This window comes from Mycobacterium sp. URHB0044, from assembly GCF_000620625.1.
GTDB lineage: Bacteria > Actinomycetota > Actinomycetes > Mycobacteriales > Mycobacteriaceae > Mycobacterium.
In genome coordinates, this window is record NZ_JIAW01000011.1 from 167,435 (window position 1) to 187,078 (window position 19,644).

Below are 19,644 nucleotides of genomic sequence, written 5' to 3' on the forward strand. Positions count from 1 at the left end.
GTGTCGTGCGCTTGCTGAAGTTATTGGCGCCAAAGTCAATATTAGTTTGCCGTACTATCGGCGCCCCGACCATGCTCTTGGTCTTTATTGGCTGTAGCTAATGTGGCACGGGGTGCCGCTATTGTCGTTGCCGTCAGCCACCATGCGTTTGTGTCGCAACAAAGGCCACGAACAGGACTTTTGGGCGGTCCACGGACTAGGTAGGCCGCCTATATGCTAATTCATACCATTCCCCGGTTTATTTGCTATGCGGGTTGGATTTGGTGAAAACTGCAGCCTGTGCCAGGTTGAGCTGCGGCTATACGGGCAAAGTTAACTTGCGCTTGTTATGGATAGCGGGACATATTTGCTGTCGAGTGAGTAAATTAGGGCGACCAGTTGACGACGATGTCGAAACTTCGGTCACGAACGAAAGAGGGTCAACGCATGAACAAGTGCCGAGGCACGTTGTTTCGCGCTATTGCGACGCGCGCCATAATCGCGGCGATTCCAGCCGCGATGGCAAGCGCGTACGCAAGCGGAATCTTCATCTCACCGCCCCGTGTCGCTTCATATGAGTACACCCCCGTCGCCGAGATCGTCGTTGCGCCGAACACCGTCGGCGTAGCCGAGTCACCTCTCTATGGCGCCTCGGTAGCGGAGATCAACGAGCAGCTGGACGCCCTCCAGGCGATCGGGGTGCAGAACATCCGCGTGTTCGTGCCGTGGGGCCTCGTCGAGCCGGCAGACAACACTTACAACTGGACGTACATGGACCAACTCATGTCGGCCGCGGCGGCCCGCAACATGGGTGTCATGGCCGAGGTCAACGCGACGCCCAACTGGGCGGCGACGGACCCCAGCAATCCCTCGTTCCCGCCAGGGTCGTCGACGCCCAACCCCGCGAAGTTCGCCGAGTTCATGAGCGCCTTCACGGCGCACACCACGACGGTCGGCGGTGTGAATACCAGCTTCGCCTCGATCGTCTCGGCCTACGAGATCTGGAACGAGCCCAACTACGTCCAGTTCTCCAATCCCATCGACCCCGAGTCCTACGCGGCGCTGTTGGCCGCGGTGTACCCGGTGATCAAGGCGGCCGATCCGACGGCCAACGTCGTCGCCGGCGCGGTGGGTGCCACCCAGACCGGCCCGTTCACGATGGATCCCGTCACGTTCGTCCAGCGGATGCTCGACGCGGGAGCCGGGCCATTCTTCGACGCCCTGTCGTTCCATCCGTACAGCGACGACATTCCGTTCTCCGGATCGTGCCCGACGTGTCAGCCCAACCTGCTGACGCCACGTGAGCAGCTCGACGCGATCAAGGCCATGGTCGGACTCACCAAGAGCATCTGGATCAGCGAATACGGCGTCGCCAGCACCGACGCCGCCAGCTATCAGCAACAGGCCGAGTGGATCAAGGACCTCCTCGACACCTGGCAGAACTACTCGCAAGCCGGCCCGGTCTTCATCTACACCGGCCAGGACCAAGCGGGCAGCACGGATCCCGGTGCCCAAATGGGCCTGTGGACCGACAGTGGCGGCCAGAAGTGGTACACGGTGGGGGGCGTTACCTACAGCGTCTCCGGCATGCTCGCGGCATGGATCGCGGCGCATCCGCAGGTGCCCACGGGTCCGGGCGACCCGGGTACCCCGCCCGTGAATCCACTTACGGCGCTGTTCCAGGCGATCGCTGCGCAGGTGCAAGCCTTCGCTGCGCAGGTGCAGGCCTTCTTGAACACGATCGTCACCGCCATCACCAACGTCTTTGGTGGACTGGGCGGTCCGGCCGCGGTCGCTGAGACGACGCAGACCTTGGCGCTCAAGATCGCGTCGGTCGATTCAACTGAAGAGTCGAGCCTGAGCGGCGACCCGGAAGGTACGGCGACGGACACCGAGGAGGCAAAGGCCACCAAGGGCGAGGGCACGACCGAAGGCAAGGCGACCGAGGTCAAGGCGACCGAGGAGGCGGCCACGGACGGGACCGCAACCGAGGAAACCGCGACGGACGAGACCACTGCCGAGGAGGCCGAGCCGGCCGTCACCGAGCCCGTCGTCACGAAGCCGGAGACCACGGAGCCGGTCGTCACCAAGCCGGTCGTCACGGAACCGACCGTCACGGAGCCGGTCGTCACGAAGCCGGAGACCACGGAGCCGGTCGTCACGAAGCCGGAGACCACGAAGCCGGAGACGACGGAGCCCGTGACCACCAAGCCCAACGGCACCGAGCCGGCCGGAACGCCAAGCGGCACAACGCCTTCCGCCGGGTCGTCCACCGAGCCGGGTAAGGCGGGTGAGCACACGAAGCCGGGCGCCGATGCCGGCAAGTCCGGAACGACGGATGGCGGGACCAACACGAGCAAGGACCGGGACCGCGAGGGGGGCTCCGGTCGGCACACGCAGGGCACCCACGGCGGTGCCTCCGGCACCGAGGTGAAGGGCAATCCGGAGTCCGTCTCGTCGGGCGCGACCGCGGCAGCGGAAGGCGCTTCGGCCGACGGTGGAACGAGCTAGGCGTCACTTCGCCTGCGTCCTGCAGACCAGAGGCCCTCAACGTCGCGTTGAGGGCCTTTGGCCTGCCTTGGTGCCCTCGGTGAGATTCGAACTCACACTGGACGGGTTTTGAATCCGTTTCCTCTGCCAGTTGGGATACGAGGGCTCAGCTCGTGCGGTTTTCCACCATAGATGATTGCTCGTCGGGCTCGTCACGCCCCCGAGGTCGCTGATCAGCGCTCGCCACGCCACAATGTGCACATGACCGGGCCAACGAGGGACGCCGACAAGGCGCGCCGTGTACTCATCGCCGAGGATGAAGCACTCATTCGCCTCGATCTCGCCGAAATGCTCCGTGAGGAGGGTTACGACGTGGTCGGGGAGGCTGGCGATGGCCAGGAGGCCGTCGAGCTCGCGGAGCGTCTCAAGCCCGATCTGGTGATCATGGACGTGAAGATGCCCCGTCGTGACGGCATCGACGCGGCCTCCGAGATCGCCAGCAAGCGCATCGCCCCGATCGTGGTGCTCACGGCCTTCTCGCAGCGCGACCTCGTCGAGCGGGCAAGGGACGCCGGAGCGATGGCGTATTTGGTGAAGCCGTTCTCGATCACCGACCTCATTCCCGCCATCGAGGTGGCCGTTAGCCGTTTCAGCGAGATCACCGTGCTGGAAAGAGAAGTCGCCACGCTGACGGATCGGCTCGAGACCCGCAAGTTGGTTGAGCGCGCGAAGGGTTTGCTCCAACAGAAGCAGGGGATGACCGAACCCGAAGCGTTCAAGTGGATCCAGCGTGCGGCAATGGATCGCCGAACCACCATGAAGCACGTGGCCGAAGTCGTGTTGGAAACATTGGACGTGCCGGGCAACGCGTAACGAATTGGTTTCGAGACCCGCCGTTTTACGCGCCGACACAGCGGATACGCAGGCTGCATTGGCCAACATCACGCACTACGGCCACGCGTTGGCTATGTTCTACCCGAAGCATCGGCGGACGGCAGACGTGCGCTGAACGCTCGATGCCGATGACAACTCTGACTCGGAGGTAGAACGTGCGAGGTCGCGTGGCACGGAGTGCATTTGCTCTCGGTAGCGCGGGCTTGGTTGTGCTTGGCATTGCCGGCTGCAATCAGTCCGCCCCAGAAGACAACACGTCGCAAGCCAACTTGAAGATCGTCGAGCAGGTGCAAATCGACGAGAACGGCGGCGAGGTGAAGTCCGCCGAAGGCGCCGCACCCGCCGACCCCGCCGGTGACGGCAAGGCGACGTGCCCGCCGGTGTCGATCGCAATGGCCGGTGCCCTCAACGGTCCCGACGCCGCACTCGGCATCAACATCAAGAACGGCGTGCAGCTCGCCATCGACAAGCACAATGCCGCGAACCCCGGCTGCCAGGTGCAGCTGAAGCCGTTCGACACGGAGGGCGATCCGCAGAAGGCCACCGGCATCGCTCCGCAGATCGTCGACGACCAGTACACCATCGGTCTGATCGGTCCCGCCTTCTCCGGCGAGACCAAGGCCACCGGCACGGTGTTCGACCAAGCGGGACTGGTGGCGGTCACCGCGTCGGCGACCAACCCCACGTTGAGCGAGAACGGCTGGAAGACCTTCTTCCGCGGTCTTGCCAATGACGGCGTGCAGGGTCCGTCGATCGCCAACTACCTGAAGAACACGCTGAAGTACAAGAAGATCTGCGTGATCGACGACAGCACCGACTACGGCCTCGGTCTGGCCACCGCCGTGCGCGAAACCCTCGGGCCGGTTGCGGATTCGTCGTGCAACATCCAGGTGAAGAAGGGCGACAAGGACTTCTCGGCCGCGGTGACCCAGGTGAAGGGCGCCAGCCCGGACGCGGTGTTCTACGGCGGCTACTACGCCGAGGCGGCCCCGTTGGTCCAGCAGCTCAAGGACGGCGGCGTGACGGCGACCTTCGTCAGCGCCGACGGCACCAAGGACCCGGAGTTCGTCAAGCAGGCCGGCGAGGCGTCGAAGGACGCGATCCTTGGCTGCCCGTGCGGCCCGGCGACGGGGACGTTCGCCGAGGAGTACACCAAGAAGTTCGGACAGGAGCCAGGCACCTACAGCGTCGAGGGCTATGACCTCGGCACCATCCTGCTGAAGGGCATCGACTCGGGTGCCATCACCCGCCCGGCGCTGCTGGACTTCGTGAAGAACTACAACGGCCAAGGCGTGGCACGCAAGTATCAGTGGACGGACAAGGGAGAGTTGACCACCAACCTGATCTGGATCTTCAAGGTTCAGTAGCCCTTGAGACGAGGCGTGTCCGAGACCTGACGGCTCGGGCGCGCCTCGTCTCCGTTATCCCGCGAGGAGCCGCCGGTGTTATTGGCCGCCAACATCAACTTCAACGTCGATGGCCTGTTGAATGGCTTCTGGCAGTTGACGATCGACGGGCTGTCCTGGGGTGCGATCTATGCACTGGTGGCCGTCGGTTACACGCTCGTGTTCGGCGTCCTTCGGCTGATCAACTTCGCCCACTCCGAGATCTTCATGCTCGGCATGTTCGGCACGTACTTCTGCCTCGACATCCTTCTCGGGTTCACCCCGAGCGGTAACGCCTACAACAAGGGCGTCGCGCTGACGATCCTGTACCTCGCGATAGCAATGCTTTTCGCGATGCTGGTCTCCGGGACGGCGGCGGTGGGACTGGAGTTCATCGCCTACCGCCCACTGCGGCGGCGCAATGCGCGATCACTGACGTTCCTGATCACCGCGATCGGAATGTCATTCGTGCTGCAGGAATTCGTGCACTTCATCCTGCCGCACATCATCAAGGGATACGGCGGCTCCAACGCCCAGCAGCCGATCATCCTGGTACAGCCCAAGACTCAGTTCACCGTCTTCGGGGCAACCGTCACGAACGTCACTCTGGTCATCGTCGCCGGGGCGACGGTGCTCGCGCTGTTGACCGACATCGCGATCAACCGGACCAAGTTCGGCCGCGGAATCCGGGCCGTGGCGCAGGATCCCACCACCGCGACGCTGATGGGGGTGTCCCGCGAGCGCATCATCATGACCACGTTCCTCATCGGCGGACTGCTGGCCGGCGCCGCGGCGCTGCTGTACACGCTCAAGGTGCCGCAGGGCATCATCTACTCCGGCGGATTCCTGCTCGGCATCAAGGCGTTCTCGGCGGCCGTCCTCGGCGGTATCGGGAACTTGCGTGGTGCACTGCTCGGTGGGCTGCTGCTGGGCATCATGGAGAACTACGGCCAGGCGGTGTTCGGCACCCAGTGGCGCGACGTCGTGGCGTTCGTGCTGCTCGTCCTGGTCCTGCTGGTCCGACCGACCGGCATACTCGGTGAGAGCCTCGGGAAGGCGAGAGCATGAGCCACCAAGCAGCGCCGGAAGGTGATTCGCGGATGTCGCCGGGTCAGCGGCTGTTGGCCCCCGGCGACGGTCTACGGCAGTGGTGGGCCGGTCTCGGGCGGACGTCGAAGTGGATCTTCGGTGTCATCGGCTTCGTCCTACTCGGGTTGTTGCCACTGCACACGCCGCACTTCCTCGACACCCCGGGGATCAGCTTCGGCGGCACCATGGCGGCGTTCGTGATGATCGCGATCATCGCCATAGGCCTCAACGTGGTGGTCGGTCAGGCCGGCCTGCTCGACCTCGGTTACGTGGGCTTCTACGCAGTGGGCGCCTACACGGTCGCGCTGCTCACCAGCCCCGACAGTCCATGGAACAAGCTGGGCCCCACGGGATTCTTCAGCAAGGACTGGGCCTGGCTGTCGTGCGTACCCTTGGCGATGGCCGTGACGGCGCTGGCCGGTCTCATCCTCGGCACGCCGACTCTGCGCCTGCGGGGTGACTACCTGGCCATCGTGACTCTGGGGTTCGGCGAGATCATCCGTCTGCTCGCCGACAACCTCGCCGACATCACCAACGGGTCGCGTGGCCTGAACCAGATCGCGTATCCGCGGGTGGGGGAGAGCGAACGCCTGCCGAACGGCGTCTTCTCCAGTGGCAACTCCGCAGGCCACGCGAACTACGGCACCTGGTGGTTCTGGCTCGGTCTGGTCCTGGTGGTCGGAATCCTGCTACTGGTCGGCAACCTGGAGCGCAGCCGGGTGGGCCGGGCCTGGGTGGCCATCCGCGAGGACGAAGACGCCGCAGAGGTGATGGGCGTCAACACCTTCCGATTCAAGCTCTGGGCGTTCGTCATCGGTGCGGCGATCGGCGGCCTGTCCGGCGCCCTGTACGCCGGCCAGGTGCAGTACGTCGCGCCGACGAACTTCAACATCATCAACTCGATGCTCTTCCTGGTGGCCGTGGTGCTGGGCGGTCAGGGCAACAAACTCGGCGTCATCTTCGGCGCGTTCATCATCGTCTACCTGCCCAACCGCCTACTGGGCGTGCATCTCTTCGGGGTCAACCTCGGCGACCTGAAGTATCTGTTCTTCGGACTGGCATTGGTGGTCTTGATGATCTTCCGGCCGCAGGGTCTGTTCCCGGTGCGCCAGCAGCTGCTCGCGTACGGCAGGTCTGCGCAGAAGCTGCTGAGCAAGGCCGATGACTCGAAGGCGGCGGCATGACAGAACAGCCGTCGGCGAACGAACCCGTGATCGACGAGGACCTCGCCGCCCTGCACCGCGACGTGCAGGTGGCAGAGGGCGAGCCGCTGCTGGAGACAAAGGATCTCACGGTCAAGTTCGGCGGCCTCACCGCGCTCGACGCGGTGACGTTCGGCATCAAACGGGGTGAGATCCTCGGGTTGATCGGACCCAACGGGGCGGGCAAGACCACCTGCTTCAACGCCATCACCGGCGTCTACCGGCCCACGTCGGGCACGGTGACGTTCGACGGCGAACCGCTCGGGAAGATCAAGCGGCACCAGATCACGCGGCGCGGTATCGCGAGGACATTCCAGAACATTCGGCTGTGGGGCGAGATGACGGCGTTGGAGAACGTCGTGGTCGGCACCGACGCCCGACACAAGACGTCCGTGCCAGGCGCGCTGGTCCGCACTCCCCGGCACCGGCGCGAGGAGAAGTCGGCGATCGAAAAGGCAGCCGCCCTGTTGCAATTCGTCGGCATCTCGCAGCGAGCCGACGAAAAGGCCAAGAACCTTCCGTACGGCGACCAACGCAGGCTGGAGATCGCGCGCGCACTGGCGACCGAGCCCAAGCTGCTGTGTCTCGACGAACCCGCTGCGGGCTTCAACCCCAGCGAGAAGTCCGCGCTCATCGACCTGATCCGCGCGATCCGCGACGACGGGTACACCGTGCTGCTCATCGAGCACGACATGCGGCTGGTGATGGGTGTCACCGACCGCATCGTGGTGCTCGAGTTCGGCCGCAAGATCGCCGACGGGCTGCCCGCCGAGATCCGTGACGACCCGGCGGTCATCGCCGCCTACCTGGGAGTGCCCGATGACGAGCTCGAGTGAGACGACGGATCCAGACCCCAGGCCTGTCCTGCTCGAGGTCCGCGACGTCGTCGTGCACTACGGGCGAATCCAGGCGTTGCACGGTGTCTCGCTGGTGGTCCACGAGGGTGAGCTCGTCACGTTGCTCGGCTCCAACGGGGCAGGCAAGACGACGATGATGCGCGCCATCTCGGGCCTGCGACCGTTGTCGTCGGGTTCGGTGTGGTTCGACGGCAGGGACGTCTCGAAGGTCAAGGCGCACCGCAGGGTCGCCGACGGCCTGATCCAGGCGCCTGAGGGGCGTGGCGTCTTCCCGGGCATGACGGTCACTGAGAACCTCGAGATGGGTTGTTACGGACGGAAGTTCGCCAACCGGGCCGAGCACCGCGAACGGCTGGACTGGGTGCTCGAGACGTTCCCGCGGCTCGCCGAGCGGCGCAACCAGGTCGGCGGCACGCTGTCGGGTGGAGAACAGCAGATGCTGGCGATCGGTCGCTCGCTCATGGCGCGGCCGAAGGTGCTGCTGCTCGACGAGCCGTCGATGGGCCTTGCTCCCATGGTGATTTCGCAGATCTTCAAGATCATCTCCGAGATCAACAAGACCGGCACCACGGTGCTGCTCGTCGAGCAGAACGCGCAGCAGGCGCTGACCCGTTCCGACCGCGCCTACATCCTCGAGACCGGACGGGTCACCCGCAGTGGCGTCGCGAGGGATTTGTTGGCAGACGACAGCATTCGCGCCGCGTATCTCGGCGTCGCCTGAGCCTTCGTTCCGCCGAAAGTGCAGTTGTTTGCGAACTTTCGCAGATTCTTCGCAATGATGTTCACACTCGCCAGGGGCTTCAGGTGATGCGGAAGCGTTTGAGCCGCGATGTTGCTCCCGACACCAGCTCGATGCGGCTGCGCAGAACGCCGAGATGGTTGGCGAGAAGCTTGGTGACCGCATCGTTCGCCTTGCCGTCGACGGCCCGCTCCTGAACGTAGATCGTCAACTCGCCGTCAGCGCCGGTCTCGACCAGCGGGCCCTTGCGACTGCCGGGTTTGACTCGGACCACGACGGTCTGGGCCACGTCCACCCCTACCGCGCGACGATCACCGACGAGCCGTGGCCGAACAGGCCCTGATTGGCAGTGACGCCGACGGTGGCGCCCTCGACCTGTCGACCGGTGGCCTGGCCCTTGAGCTGCCAGGTGAGTTCGCAGACCTGGGCAATCGCCTGGGCGGGGATCGCCTCGCCGAAGCAGGCCAGCCCGCCCGACGGGTTGACCGGGATGCGGCCACCGATCGTCGTGGCGCCGCTGCGCAACAGCGTCTCGGCCTCGCCCTTGGCGCACAGCCCCAGGTGTTCGTACCAGTCCAACTCCAGAGCGGTGGACAGGTCGTACACCTCCGCGAGGGACACGTCCTCGGGCCCGATCCCGGCCTCGGCATACGCGGCGTCGAGGATCTGGTCCTTGAACACCCGCTCCGGTGCCGCCACCACCGCGGTGGAATCCGTTGCGATGTCCGGCAATTCGGGAAGGTGCTGCGGGTAGCGCGGCGTCACGGTCGAGACGGCACGTACGGACGGCACGCCCTGCACGGAGCCAAGGTGCTTCTCGGTGAACGCCTTGCTGGCCACGATCAGCGCGGCCGCTCCGTCGGAGGTGGCGCAGATGTCCAGCTGTCGCAGCGGGTCGGAGACGACGGGGCTGGCCAGCACGTCCTCGACCGCAGATTCCTTGCGATACCGGGCATTCGGATTCTGCAGGCCGTGGCGGGAGTTCTTCACCTTCACGTTGGCGAAGTCTTCCGACGTTGCGCCGTAGAGGTCCATCCGCCGGCGGGCCAGCAGCGCGAAGTACACGGGGTTCATCGCGCCGATGAGGTGAAACCGCTGCCAGTCGGGATCGTTCTTGCGTTCCCCGCCCACCGGTGCGAACGCGCCCTTCGGGGTGGTGTCGGCACCGATGACCAGGGCGACATCGCAGAACCCGGCCAGGATCTGAGCGCGCGCACTCTGCAGGGCCTGCGAGCCGCTGGCGCACGCGGCGTAGCTCGAACTGACGGGGACGCCGTTCCAGCCCAGCTTCTGGGCGAACGTCGACCCGGCGATGAATCCCGGGTAGCCGTTGCGGATGGTGTCTGCGCCTGCCACCAGCTGAATCTGGCGCCAGTCGAGGCCGGCCTCGGCCAGTGCTGCGCGGGCGGCGACGACGCCGTATTCGGTGAAGTCGCGGCCCCACTTGCCCCAGGGATGCATACCGGCGCCGAGGATGTACAGGGGTTCCGTCGGGCCGGAGCGAAGCGACTGGGGGAAAGTATCCGGCGCGGTCATGCGATCCTCCAGGCGTAGACGCTGCGGACGAATCCGTCCTCGTCGGTGTAGAGCGGCATGGTGGTCAGCTCCATCTCCATGCCGACCTTCAGGTCGGCGGCCAGGGTGCCCTCGGCGACCTTCCCGAGGATGATCAGCCCTTCGTCGGCGAGTTCGACCGCGGCGATGGCGAACGGCTCGAACGGATCCGCTGCCGGATACGGAGCAGGCGGTGGATAGCGATTCTCGGTGTAGCTCCAGATCCTTCCGCGGCGCGAGAGCGGCACCTGCTCGAGCTCGTCGCCCGTACACGACGGGTTGGGGCAGTTGTTCGCCCGCGGGGGAAAGACGTACGTACCGCACTGGCCGCACTTGCCTGCGATCAGGTGAGGGCGTCCGGCGTCGTCGGTGGCGAACCAACCGTCGATGGCCGGTAGCTGATTGGTCGCGTCGATTGCTCCTGGCACGGTGGTCAGACTACCGATTCGAACGGCAAAACTGAAACGTGTTCCAGTTCGGTGTCTAGTCCGCTCCCACGGCCAGCAGAATCCGCAGCAGATCGTCCGGGTTGTCACGCATCAGGTTGTGCGCGCCGTCGAGCTCGTGCGTCGTCCACGACGCATCGCCTTGCAGCCGCTGGAACGTCGCCGCGAACGGCGACTCACCGTCCCATTTCCGGGCCGCGACGTATACCCGATGGCGAAACCCGGACAGGTCGCCTCTCAACCGGATGGGCTGCATCAGCGACGCCAGGGGATGCGCAGTCGCGCGCGAGTCGAAGAACGGCAGCGGCGGAACGCCGTAACCGGTGTCATCTACACCCGTGTACCAGGATCGCTGCTCGTCGGTGGTCAGCGTCCAGCACGACTCGCCGTCCGTTGGCACGAACGCGTCCAGGTAGATCAGCGAATCCACTTGGTGTGCAAGGCGATCCGCGACGCCGGTGATGACCATGCCCCCGTAGCTGTGCCCGACGAGCACTGCGTCCTCCACCTCGTGCACGGTGAGTTCGGCGACGACGTCGGCGATGTGGGTCTCCAGGTTCACGCCGGCCTGCAGCAGATGCGCGCGCTCGGCGACGCCGGTCAAGGTGGGCGCGAGGACGCGATGCCCCCGTGCGCGCAGTTGCGCCGCGAGATCGTCGAAGCACCAACCGCCGTGACAGGCGCCAGGGATCAGTACGTAGGTGGTCATGCCCGGATCCTGTCGGCGTGTGTGTCGCGGCGGTACTTGCCCGTCACCTGGGCCAGGTCCTCGGGACGTTGCGTCGCGCCGGCACGGTGCATCTCGCGGTTGGCGCCGATCACGTCGGCGGTCTCTGCTCGACGCTTCTCCTCATAGCGTCGCAGGCCGCCGTCGAAGTCACCAGCCAGCTCCTCGGCCAAGACGGAAGCGTCGACGATCGCTTGCGAACCACCGTTCGCCCCAACGGGATACATCGGATGGGCGGCATCGCCCAGCAGGGTCACACGCCCGTGACCCCACCACGGCAACACGTCGCGATCGACCATCGGATACTCCAGCACCTCGTCGGTGCGCCGCACGAGGTCGGCGGCGTCCAGCCAACCGAGTCGCCAGCCCTGCAGGTGCCGCACGATGGTCGCCCGGTCGCCGGGCCGGTTCCACTTCGCATCACCGGGTAACGGTCCCGGCTCGGACTCGGGCAGCATGACCACCCAGTTCACCAGGCCACCGCCGATCGGATAGGTGACGAGGTCGACGCCCTCGCCGTCCTTGACGATCACCATCGTGCGACCGTCGAGGAGTTCACCGTCGGTGGCGCCTCGGAACATCCGCACACCCGACCACAGTAGCGGGTCGGCTTGCGGATGCAGCCGCGCCCGCACCACCGAATGAATGCCATCTGCTCCGACCAGGGCATCGGCCGCGAAATCGCCTGCCGAGGTGTGCGCCCGCACACCATCTGCGTGATCTTCGAAGCCGACCAATCGTGTATCGACTCGAATGGCGTTGGGATCCAGCCGGTCTCGCACCGCTGATAGCAGGAGCATCTGCAGCTGGCCACGGTGGACCGAGAATTGCGGATAGCCGTAGCCGCCGTCGATGCCTCGCGGTTCGCGGTAGAGCAGGTTGCCGTCCGTGTCGTAGTACGAGATCGCCGCCGGTGCGACGGCGACCCTGGACAGTTCGTCGCCGAGCCCCAGCGCGTACAGCTCGCGCACGGCGTGGGGGAGCAGGTTGATTCCGACGCCCAGGGGCCGCAGCTCCGACGCGCGCTCGATTACGGTCGACTCGATACCTCGCGCGCGCAAGGTCAATGCGGTGGTGAGGCCGCCGATGCCTGCACCGGCGATGAGAATCTCCGTCATGTCGTCTCCCTTCCCTTGGCTTCCAGGGTCGGTCGCGCAGTTCTATAAGTCCAATACCAAGTACTTCCCCAAACTATAATCAGAGCTTATGGAACTGCGTCAGCTCGAATACTTCGTCGCGGTCGCCGAGGAAGCGAATTTCACCAGGGCCGCCGAACGCATTCACGTCGCGCAACCGGCCGTCAGTGCTCAGATCCAGCGGTTGGAGCGGGAACTCGGCCTGCCGCTGTTGGATCGGTCGCGTCGCTCGGTGCGGTTGACCGCCGCCGGCGAGGCCGCGCTTCCGCACGCCAGAGCTGCGCTCGCAGCCGTCGGCGACATGCACCTCGCCGTCGACGAGCTCACTGCGCTGGTGCGCGGCACCGTCACGATCGGCACGGTCACGTCGCACAACGTCGACATGCCCGGCCTGCTTGCCGACTTTCACGCCGATCACCCGAACGTGGAAATCACGTTGAGTACCGACGGTTCCGATGCATTGATCGAAGGCGTCCGCACGGGCCGCCTCGATGCGGCGATCGTCTCGATCGGCGACGAAGTGCCGGAGGGTCTGAGCGTGGAGGTCGCGACAGACGAGGCCATCGACGCAGCCGTGTGCCTCACCGACGACTTGGCCCGACGAAAGACCGTCCGGCTGACCGACCTGCGCGACCGCGCGTTGATCGCCCTGCCCCTCGGCGCCGGCATTCGCCACCAGTTCGACGACGCCTGCCGCAGGGCGGGGATCGTTCCGCGCATCGCCTTCGAAGCCAGCACGCCGCTGGCACTCGCGGACCTGGCCGAGCGGGGCCTCGGCGTTGCGATCGTGCCGGCGTCCGTCGCCAGGAGCCGTGAGCGGCTGCACCCACTGGCGATCGTTCCCGAACTACGCGGTCGGCTGGTGCTGGCGTGGCGGTCGGAGGGGCCCATGAGTCCCGCGGCGCGGGTGCTCGTGCAGAAGGCGCGAAACCTACTGCGGTGACGGCTATCCGACGAGTTGCTGAACCGCCCACCGGTTGCCGTCGGGGTCGGCGAAGTACACGAACCGGCCCCACGGCAGGTCCTCGACCGCACTGACCTCGATCCCGCGGGCGGTCAGATCGGCGTGGGTGGCATCGGCGTCGGCCACCACCACCTGCATGCCGGCCACCGACCCGGGAGCGGCGTCGGTGAGGCCCTCCCCGATGGCGATGGAGCAGGCCGACCCGGGCGGAGTCAGCTGAACGAAGCGCAACTCGGGCGAGACCCGGTGATCGTGGTCGGCGTTGAAGCCGGCCCGGACGTAGAAGTCCTTGGCCCGGTCGACGTCGCTGACGGGAAGCGTGACCAGCTCGAGTTTCATGTCCACGGAGGTTCCTCTCGGTTGGGTGCTGCGCAGCCGACCATATCGGTCATATAGGACAGCGCCGTTCCGCAGTGTCGGGCTGTCGGGGCGGGTGCATAGAGTAGGGCCGTGAGCCCAGCCAGTACCGCGATCGACAAGAAGAGGGCGCCCGCCGGCGGCCCAGATTCCAAACCCACATTGATGCTGCTGGATGGCAATTCAGTGGCGTTCCGGGCCTTCTACGCGCTGCCCGCCGAGAACTTCAAGACCCAGGGTGGGCTGACCACCAACGCGGTCTACGGGTTCACCGCGATGCTGATCAACCTGCTTCGCGACGAGCAACCCACGCACATCGCCGCGGCGTTCGACGTGTCCCGGCAGACCTTCCGCTCGGAGAAGTACCCGGAGTACAAGGCCGGCAGGTCCGCCACGCCCGACGAGTTCCGCGGGCAGATCGACATCACCAAGGAGGTGTTGGTCGCACTCGGCATCACCGTGCTCGCCGAGCCGGGGTTCGAGGCCGACGACCTCATCGCGACGCTGGCCACTCAGGCCGAGGACGAGGGCTACCGGGTGCTCATCGTGACCGGGGACCGCGACGCGCTTCAGCTCGTCAGCGACGACGTCACCGTGCTGTACCCCCGCAAGGGCGTGTCGGAGCTGACGCGGTTCACCCCGGACGCGGTCGTCGAGAAGTACGGGCTGACGCCCACCCAGTACCCGGACTTCGCCGCGCTGCGGGGCGACCCGAGCGACAACCTGCCCGGCATCCCCGGCGTGGGCGAGAAGACGGCGGCCAAGTGGATCGTGGAGTACGGCTCACTGCAGGCACTGGTCGACAACGTCGACGCGGTGCGCGGCAAGGTGGGAGATGCGTTGCGTGCCAATCTCTCTCACGTCATCCTCAACCGTGATCTGACCGAGCTGGTGAAGAACGTGCCGCTGGCTCAGACGCCGGATACGCTGCGCATGCAGCCGTGGGATCGCGATCAGATCCATCGCCTCTTCGACGACCTGGAGTTCCGGGTGCTTCGGGACAGGTTGTTCGAGACGCTCGCGTCGGCCGACCCCGAGGTGGAGAGCGGCTTCGACGTCCGTGGCGGTGTGCTCGAGCGCGGTGGTTTGGCGGCGTGGCTGGCCGAGCACAGCAGCGGCCGACGGTTCGGCCTTGCCGTGGTGGGCAATCACCTCGCGTTCGACTCCGATGCCACCGCGGTGGCCATCGTCTCGGCCGACGGTGAGGGCGCGTACTTCGACACCGCCGACATGGACCCCGCGGACGAGGCCGCCCTGGCGGCCTGGCTGGCCGACCCGGCGGCGCCCAAGGCTCTGCACGAAGCCAAGCTGGCGATGCACGACCTCGCGGGGCGGGGCTGGACGCTGGCCGGCGTCACCTCGGACACGGCCCTGGCCGCCTATCTGGTCCGCCCTGGCCAGCGCAGCTTCGCGCTCGACGATCTGTCCGTGCGCTACCTGCGTCGGGAACTGCGTGCGGACAGCCCGGAGCAGCAACAGCTTTCGCTGCTCGACGACTCCGACGGCGTCGACGACCAGGCGGTCCAGACGCTACTGCTGCGGGCCTCTGCGGTCGCCGACCTGGCCAACGCCCTCGACGAGGAACTCGCCCGCATCGACTCGGTGTCACTGCTGGGTGAGATGGAGCTGCCCGTCCAGCGGGCGCTGGCCGCCATGGAATCCGCGGGCATCGCCGTCGACCTCGACCTGCTCGGCAAACTGCAGAGCCAGTTCGCCGACCAGATTCGCGACGCCGCCGAGGCCGCGTACGCCGTGATCGGCAAGCAGATCAATCTGGGGTCACCCAAACAGCTTCAGGTGGTGCTGTTCGACGAACTCGAGATGCCGAAGACGAAGCGCACGAAGACGGGTTACACCACCGACGCGGACGCGCTGCAGTCGTTGTTCGACAAGACCGGCCACCCGTTCCTCCAACACATGCTCGCCCACCGGGACGCCACCCGGCTCAAGGTCACCGTCGACGGGCTGCTGAACGCGGTCGGCTCCGACGGCCGGATCCACACCACGTTCAACCAGACCATCGCCGCCACCGGCCGGCTGTCGTCGACCGAACCGAACCTGCAGAACATCCCCATCCGCACCGAGGCCGGCCGCCAGATCCGGGACGGGTTCGTCGTCGGGAGCGGCTATGCCGAGCTGATGACCGCCGACTACAGCCAGATCGAGATGCGGATCATGGCGCACCTGTCGCGCGACGAGGGGCTCATCGAGGCGTTCAACACCGGTGAGGACCTGCACACGTTCGTCGCGTCGCGGGCCTTCGGCGTCCCGATCGAGGAGGTCACCCCCGAACTGCGTCGCCGCGTCAAGGCGATGTCGTACGGGCTGGCGTACGGCCTCAGCGCCTACGGGCTGGCGTCGCAGCTGAAGATCTCGACGGAAGAGGCCAAGCTGCAGATGGAGGCGTACTTCGCCCGGTTCGGCGGGGTGCGCGACTACCTCCACGAGGTCGTCGACCAGGCCCGCAAGGACGGTTACACCTCGACCGTGCTGGGCCGCAGGCGCTATCTACCGGAATTGGACAGCAGTAACCGCAACGTCCGCGAGGCGGCCGAACGGGCGGCGCTCAACGCGCCGATCCAGGGCAGTGCCGCCGACATCATCAAGGTGGCGATGATCAACGTCGACTTGGCGCTCAAGGACTCCGGGCTGACGTCGCGCATGCTGCTGCAGGTTCACGACGAGCTGCTGTTCGAGGTGGCCGAAGGGGAGCGCGAAGCGCTGGAGGCGCTGGTCAGGGAGAACATGGGCGGCGCCTACCCGTTGGACGTCCCGCTCGAGGTATCGGTCGGGTACGGGCGCAGCTGGGACGCCGCGGCGCACTAGTAAGCCGCGCATGATGTGGCGGCGCACTAGTAAGCCGCGCATGATGTGGCGGCGCACTAGTAAGCCGCGCATGATGTGGCGGCGCACTAGTAAGCCGCGCATGACGTGGCGGCGCACTAGGGGGTCGGGATGCGGTACTCGGCCAGCCAGGGCAGGCTCGAGGCGCCGGCCCTGGTGATCGTCACCCAGTACGCCTCCTCGTTCTGTAGCGCGTACACCCGCTCGTCGCCAAAGCCGCGGTCGATTCGGTCGCGCACGTAGGCGAGTTCGACCACCTGGGCGGCGAACTTCTTCACGCCCTTGCCCGCGGCGCGCCCGCCGTGGGCGGTCGCCGCGCGGATCGCGAGCTTGCGGTTGCGGATCGAGCCGAGCCACGTCGCCTCGTTGGCGGTGACGAGGCCGGCCGCCACCATCCCCGGCAGCTTGGCGGCGACGATTCGCTCCTCCCTGCGACGGCTGGCGACGGCGAGCCAGATCGCCAACCCGAAGATCGGCACCATCCACAGCAGGTAGACCAGGAAGTAGGCCTCGATGCTCACCATCGAGGAGCCGTTCCACAGGCCGTGCATGAGCACCGCGCCCAGGTAGCCGAGCAGGACGCAGCCGGCCTTGGCGAAGAAGTTCCGCCGGTTCAGCGCGAAGTACACCCCGATGGCGGTCATGGTGGTGAACAGTGGATGCGCGAACGGCCCCATGATCAGCCGCAGCCCCGCGGTCAGCAGTGCATCGCCGACGGATTCGCCGTTGGCAATGTAGAAGATGTTCTCCAACCAGGCGAAGCCAACCGCGGTGATGCCGGCGTAGACCAGGCAGTCGGTGAGCGTGTTGAGTTCGTTGCGCCGCCTGCCGGTCATCATGAGCAGCAGGAACAGGCCCTTCATGGCTTCCTCGATGATCGGCGCGCCGATCGCGACGGTTCCGAAGCTCGTCGTCTCCTCGGTGTCGCCGACGAATGCTCCGAACCAGACTTCGAGGATCACCGACACCACGACGGCGATCGAGGTGCCCCAGACGAACGCGAGGATCAGCAGTCGTGGCGGCTCCGGTTCGTACCGGTCCAACCAGATGTAGGCCAGCACGACGATCGTCATCGCCGCACTGGCCAGGACGAACCCGATCGCCGTTCCCACCGGGTTGACGGCGGTCAGCAGGATCACGATCAGTCCGGTGACGGTGCCCATGGCGATGATCGCGGCCAGAGGTGCTCCGACCTTGCGGACCCGGCGGGGCAGAGGCGGGAGAAACGGCTGCGGCGGCTGCGCTGACGGAGGCGTGGCGGGGTGGGACACTAGAGCAGGGTAGCGACCCGAGTTTGTCCAGCGTGTGCACAGTCGAGTAGGCTCATCGAGTACTCGTCTGTGCTTCATCGCGAGTCACATAAACAACAACTGTCCCTACGATTGAACCTGTCCGGAGCCATCCACCATATGCCAAGTCCCTCCATCACCTCGCCGCAAGTAGCCATCAACGACATTGGCTCGGCCGAGGACTTTCTCGCCGCGATCGACAAGACCATCAAGTACTTCAACGATGGCGACATCGTCGAGGGGACCATCGTCAAGGTGGACCGCGACGAGGTCTTGCTCGACATCGGTTACAAGACCGAAGGTGTCATTCCTTCCCGCGAACTCTCCATCAAGCACGACGTCGACCCCAGCGAGGTTGTGTCCGTCGGCGATGAGGTCGAGGCGCTGGTCCTCACCAAGGAGGACAAGGAAGGTCGTCTGATCCTGTCCAAGAAGCGTGCGCAGTACGAGCGCGCGTGGGGCACGATCGAGGAGCTCAAGGAAAAGGACGAGGCCGTCAAGGGCACCGTCATCGAGGTCGTCAAGGGCGGCCTGATCCTCGACATCGGTCTGCGCGGCTTCCTGCCCGCGTCGCTGGTGGAGATGCGTCGTGTCCGCGATCTGCAGCCGTACATCGGCAAGGAGATCGAGGCCAAGATCATCGAGCTCGACAAGAACCGCAACAACGTGGTGCTGTCGCGTCGCGCGTGGCTGGAGCAGACCCAGTCCGAGGTGCGCAGCGAGTTCCTCAACCAGCTGCAGAAGGGCGCCATCCGCAAGGGGGTCGTGTCCTCGATCGTCAACTTCGGCGCGTTCGTCGACCTCGGCGGCGTCGACGGCCTGGTGCACGTTTCGGAGCTGTCCTGGAAGCACATCGATCACCCGTCCGAGGTGGTTCAGGTGGGCGACGAGGTCACCGTCGAGGTTCTCGACGTCGACATGGACCGCGAGCGGGTGTCGTTGTCGCTCAAGGCCACTCAGGAAGACCCGTGGCGCCACTTCGCCCGCACCCACGCGATCGGCCAGATCGTGCCTGGCAAGGTCACCAAGCTGGTGCCGTTCGGTGCGTTCGTCCGCGTCGAGGAGGGCATCGAGGGTCTGGTGCACATCTCGGAGCTGTCCGAGCGCCACGTCGAGGTCCCGGACCAGGTGGTCCAGGTCGGCGACGACGCGATGGTCAAGGTCATCGACATCGACCTGGAGCGTCGCCGGATCTCGCTGAGCCTCAAGCAGGCCAACGAGGACTACACCGAGGAGTTCGACCCGTCGAAGTACGGCATGGCCGACAGCTACGACGAGCAGGGGAACTACATCTTCCCCGAGGGCTTCGACGCCGACACCAACGAATGGCTCGAGGGCTTCGAGAAGCAGCGTGACGAGTGGGAGGCCCGGTACGCCGAGGCCGAGCGCCGCCACAAGATGCACACCGCGCAGATGGAGAAGTTCGCGGCGGCCGACGCGGAGGCAGCCAGCAGGCCCGCCACCGCCAATGGCTCGTCGTCTTCGTCCTCCTCCTCCAGCTCGGGTGAGTCCTCCGGCGGCACGCTGGCGAGCGACGCTCAGCTGGCCGCGCTTCGCGAGAAGCTGGCTGGCAACGCCTAGCAACGACTGACAACGGAACTCCCCGGCTCCCAACGGAGCCGGGGAGTTTTGTCATGTGCACACGGCGCTGGCGATCTGACGGGTGTCGTCGAGCGGCCGGATCGCCCCCTG

General features: G+C 66.0%; 17 protein-coding genes and 1 tRNA gene. 10 read left to right on the forward strand and 8 right to left on the reverse strand.

All coding sequences use genetic code 11. The features are described from left to right. Positions 1 to 498 precede the first annotated feature (498 nt). Positions 499 to 2,490, forward strand: a complete 1,992-nt coding sequence (locus N536_RS40835; protein WP_197040201.1) for a cellulase family glycosylhydrolase — start codon at positions 499 to 501, stop codon at positions 2,488 to 2,490. Between the two features lie 68 nt (positions 2,491 to 2,558). Here N536_RS40835 and N536_RS0122155 read toward each other — a convergent pair. Further along, positions 2,559 to 2,635, reverse strand: a tRNA-Leu gene (locus N536_RS0122155). 95 nt (positions 2,636 to 2,730) lie between these two features. Between N536_RS0122155 and N536_RS0122160 the strand changes: the two genes are divergently transcribed. The 6 genes from N536_RS0122160 (at position 2,731) to N536_RS0122185 (ending at position 8,617) form a co-directional block, all read left to right on the forward strand. Continuing rightward, a complete protein-coding gene (locus tag N536_RS0122160) occupies positions 2,731 to 3,342 on the forward strand; it encodes an ANTAR domain-containing response regulator (protein ID WP_029115619.1) in 612 nt (203 codons plus the stop codon). Positions 3,343 to 3,518: 176 nt separating this feature from the next. Next, a complete protein-coding gene (locus tag N536_RS0122165) occupies positions 3,519 to 4,730 on the forward strand; it encodes a branched-chain amino acid ABC transporter substrate-binding protein (RefSeq protein WP_029115620.1) in 1,212 nt (403 codons plus the stop codon). A gap of 75 nt (positions 4,731 to 4,805) precedes the next feature. Continuing rightward, positions 4,806 to 5,816 carry a branched-chain amino acid ABC transporter permease gene (locus N536_RS0122170; RefSeq protein WP_029115621.1) on the forward strand — a complete coding sequence of 337 codons (1,011 nt, stop codon included), beginning with the start codon at positions 4,806 to 4,808 and terminating at the stop codon, positions 5,814 to 5,816. Further along, positions 5,813 to 7,021, forward strand: a complete 1,209-nt coding sequence (locus N536_RS0122175) for a branched-chain amino acid ABC transporter permease (RefSeq protein ID WP_029115622.1) — start codon at positions 5,813 to 5,815, stop codon at positions 7,019 to 7,021. The genes N536_RS0122170 and N536_RS0122175 overlap by 4 nt, the downstream gene beginning before the upstream one ends. Beyond that, a complete protein-coding gene (locus N536_RS0122180; RefSeq protein ID WP_051574684.1) occupies positions 7,018 to 7,875 on the forward strand; it encodes an ABC transporter ATP-binding protein in 858 nt (285 codons plus the stop codon). The genes N536_RS0122175 and N536_RS0122180 overlap by 4 nt, the downstream gene beginning before the upstream one ends. Then, positions 7,859 to 8,617 (forward strand): ABC transporter ATP-binding protein, encoded by a 759-nt coding sequence (locus tag N536_RS0122185; protein WP_029115624.1) that lies wholly within the window; start codon positions 7,859 to 7,861, stop codon positions 8,615 to 8,617. Before N536_RS0122180 ends, N536_RS0122185 begins: the two co-directional genes overlap by 17 nt. 79 nt (positions 8,618 to 8,696) lie before the next feature. On the opposite strand, the gene N536_RS0122190 is transcribed toward N536_RS0122185, so the two are convergent. The 5 genes from N536_RS0122190 to N536_RS0122210 all read right to left on the reverse strand — a co-directional run bounded on the left by N536_RS0122190 (position 8,697) and on the right by N536_RS0122210 (position 12,480). Then, positions 8,697 to 8,924, reverse strand: a complete 228-nt coding sequence (locus N536_RS0122190; RefSeq protein WP_029115625.1) for a DUF167 domain-containing protein — start codon at positions 8,922 to 8,924, stop codon at positions 8,697 to 8,699. Positions 8,925 to 8,932: 8 nt separating this feature from the next. Then, the gene (locus N536_RS0122195; RefSeq protein ID WP_051574685.1) at positions 8,933 to 10,171 is read right to left on the reverse strand and encodes a lipid-transfer protein; all 1,239 of its coding nucleotides are present in this window, start codon (positions 10,169 to 10,171) and stop codon (positions 8,933 to 8,935) included. Beyond that, positions 10,168 to 10,605 carry a Zn-ribbon domain-containing OB-fold protein gene (locus tag N536_RS0122200; protein WP_029115627.1) on the reverse strand — a complete coding sequence of 146 codons (438 nt, stop codon included), beginning with the start codon at positions 10,603 to 10,605 and terminating at the stop codon, positions 10,168 to 10,170. The genes N536_RS0122195 and N536_RS0122200 overlap by 4 nt, the downstream gene beginning before the upstream one ends. A gap of 67 nt (positions 10,606 to 10,672) precedes the next feature. Continuing rightward, positions 10,673 to 11,344, reverse strand: a complete 672-nt coding sequence (locus N536_RS0122205) for an alpha/beta fold hydrolase (protein WP_029115628.1) — start codon at positions 11,342 to 11,344, stop codon at positions 10,673 to 10,675. Beyond that, positions 11,341 to 12,480: an FAD-dependent monooxygenase gene (locus tag N536_RS0122210; RefSeq protein ID WP_029115629.1), complete on the reverse strand. Its 1,140-nt coding sequence runs from the start codon at positions 12,478 to 12,480 to the stop codon at positions 11,341 to 11,343. Before N536_RS0122210 ends, N536_RS0122205 begins: the two co-directional genes overlap by 4 nt. 88 nt (positions 12,481 to 12,568) lie before the next feature. On the opposite strand from N536_RS0122210, the gene N536_RS0122215 reads away from it, so the two are divergent. Further along, on the forward strand, positions 12,569 to 13,441 hold the full coding sequence (locus N536_RS0122215; protein WP_029115630.1) for a LysR family transcriptional regulator: 873 nt from the start codon (positions 12,569 to 12,571) through the stop codon (positions 13,439 to 13,441). Between the two features lie 3 nt (positions 13,442 to 13,444). Here the strand turns inward: N536_RS0122215 and N536_RS0122220 are convergent, their stop codons facing one another. Further along, the gene (locus N536_RS0122220; RefSeq protein WP_029115631.1) at positions 13,445 to 13,807 is read right to left on the reverse strand and encodes a VOC family protein; all 363 of its coding nucleotides are present in this window, start codon (positions 13,805 to 13,807) and stop codon (positions 13,445 to 13,447) included. A gap of 177 nt (positions 13,808 to 13,984) precedes the next feature. Here N536_RS0122220 and polA point away from each other — a divergent pair, with 177 nt between their 5' ends. Continuing rightward, positions 13,985 to 16,645, forward strand: a complete 2,661-nt coding sequence (gene polA / locus N536_RS39150) for a DNA polymerase I (RefSeq protein ID WP_197040207.1) — start codon at positions 13,985 to 13,987, stop codon at positions 16,643 to 16,645. 116 nt (positions 16,646 to 16,761) lie between these two features. Here the strand turns inward: polA and N536_RS0122240 are convergent, their stop codons facing one another. After that, entirely contained in the window at positions 16,762 to 18,012 is a 1,251-nt protein-coding gene (locus tag N536_RS0122240) for a PrsW family intramembrane metalloprotease (protein ID WP_081809321.1), read from the reverse strand. 60 nt (positions 18,013 to 18,072) lie between these two features. Here N536_RS0122240 and rpsA point away from each other — a divergent pair, with 60 nt between their 5' ends. Further along, positions 18,073 to 19,533, forward strand: coding sequence for a 30S ribosomal protein S1 (rpsA, locus tag N536_RS0122245; protein ID WP_029115633.1), 1,461 nt, complete (start codon positions 18,073 to 18,075; stop codon positions 19,531 to 19,533). The last annotated feature ends 111 nt before the right edge of the window (positions 19,534 to 19,644 follow it).

What these genes read in the sequence shown, in the direction of transcription:
- N536_RS40835 (WP_197040201.1), top strand. Translation starts at nt 499, where the DNA reads ATGGCAAGCGCGTACGCAAGCGGAATCTTCATCTCACCGCCCCGTGTC.
- N536_RS0122160 (WP_029115619.1), top strand. Translation starts at nt 2,731, where the DNA reads ATGACCGGGCCAACGAGGGACGCCGACAAGGCGCGCCGTGTACTCATC.
- N536_RS0122175 (WP_029115622.1), top strand. Translation starts at nt 5,813, where the DNA reads ATGAGCCACCAAGCAGCGCCGGAAGGTGATTCGCGGATGTCGCCGGGT.
- N536_RS0122180 (WP_051574684.1), top strand. Translation starts at nt 7,018, where the DNA reads ATGACAGAACAGCCGTCGGCGAACGAACCCGTGATCGACGAGGACCTC.
- N536_RS0122185 (WP_029115624.1), top strand. Translation starts at nt 7,859, where the DNA reads ATGACGAGCTCGAGTGAGACGACGGATCCAGACCCCAGGCCTGTCCTG.
- N536_RS0122195 (WP_051574685.1), bottom strand. Translation starts at nt 10,171, where the DNA reads ATGACCGCGCCGGATACTTTCCCCCAGTCGCTTCGCTCCGGCCCGACG.
- N536_RS0122205 (WP_029115628.1), bottom strand. Translation starts at nt 11,344, where the DNA reads ATGACCACCTACGTACTGATCCCTGGCGCCTGTCACGGCGGTTGGTGC.
- N536_RS0122210 (WP_029115629.1), bottom strand. Translation starts at nt 12,480, where the DNA reads ATGACGGAGATTCTCATCGCCGGTGCAGGCATCGGCGGCCTCACCACC.
- N536_RS0122215 (WP_029115630.1), top strand. Translation starts at nt 12,569, where the DNA reads ATGGAACTGCGTCAGCTCGAATACTTCGTCGCGGTCGCCGAGGAAGCG.
- polA (WP_197040207.1), top strand. Translation starts at nt 13,985, where the DNA reads ATGCTGCTGGATGGCAATTCAGTGGCGTTCCGGGCCTTCTACGCGCTG.
- N536_RS0122240 (WP_081809321.1), bottom strand. Translation starts at nt 18,012, where the DNA reads ATGAAGCACAGACGAGTACTCGATGAGCCTACTCGACTGTGCACACGC.
- rpsA (WP_029115633.1), top strand. Translation starts at nt 18,073, where the DNA reads ATGCCAAGTCCCTCCATCACCTCGCCGCAAGTAGCCATCAACGACATT.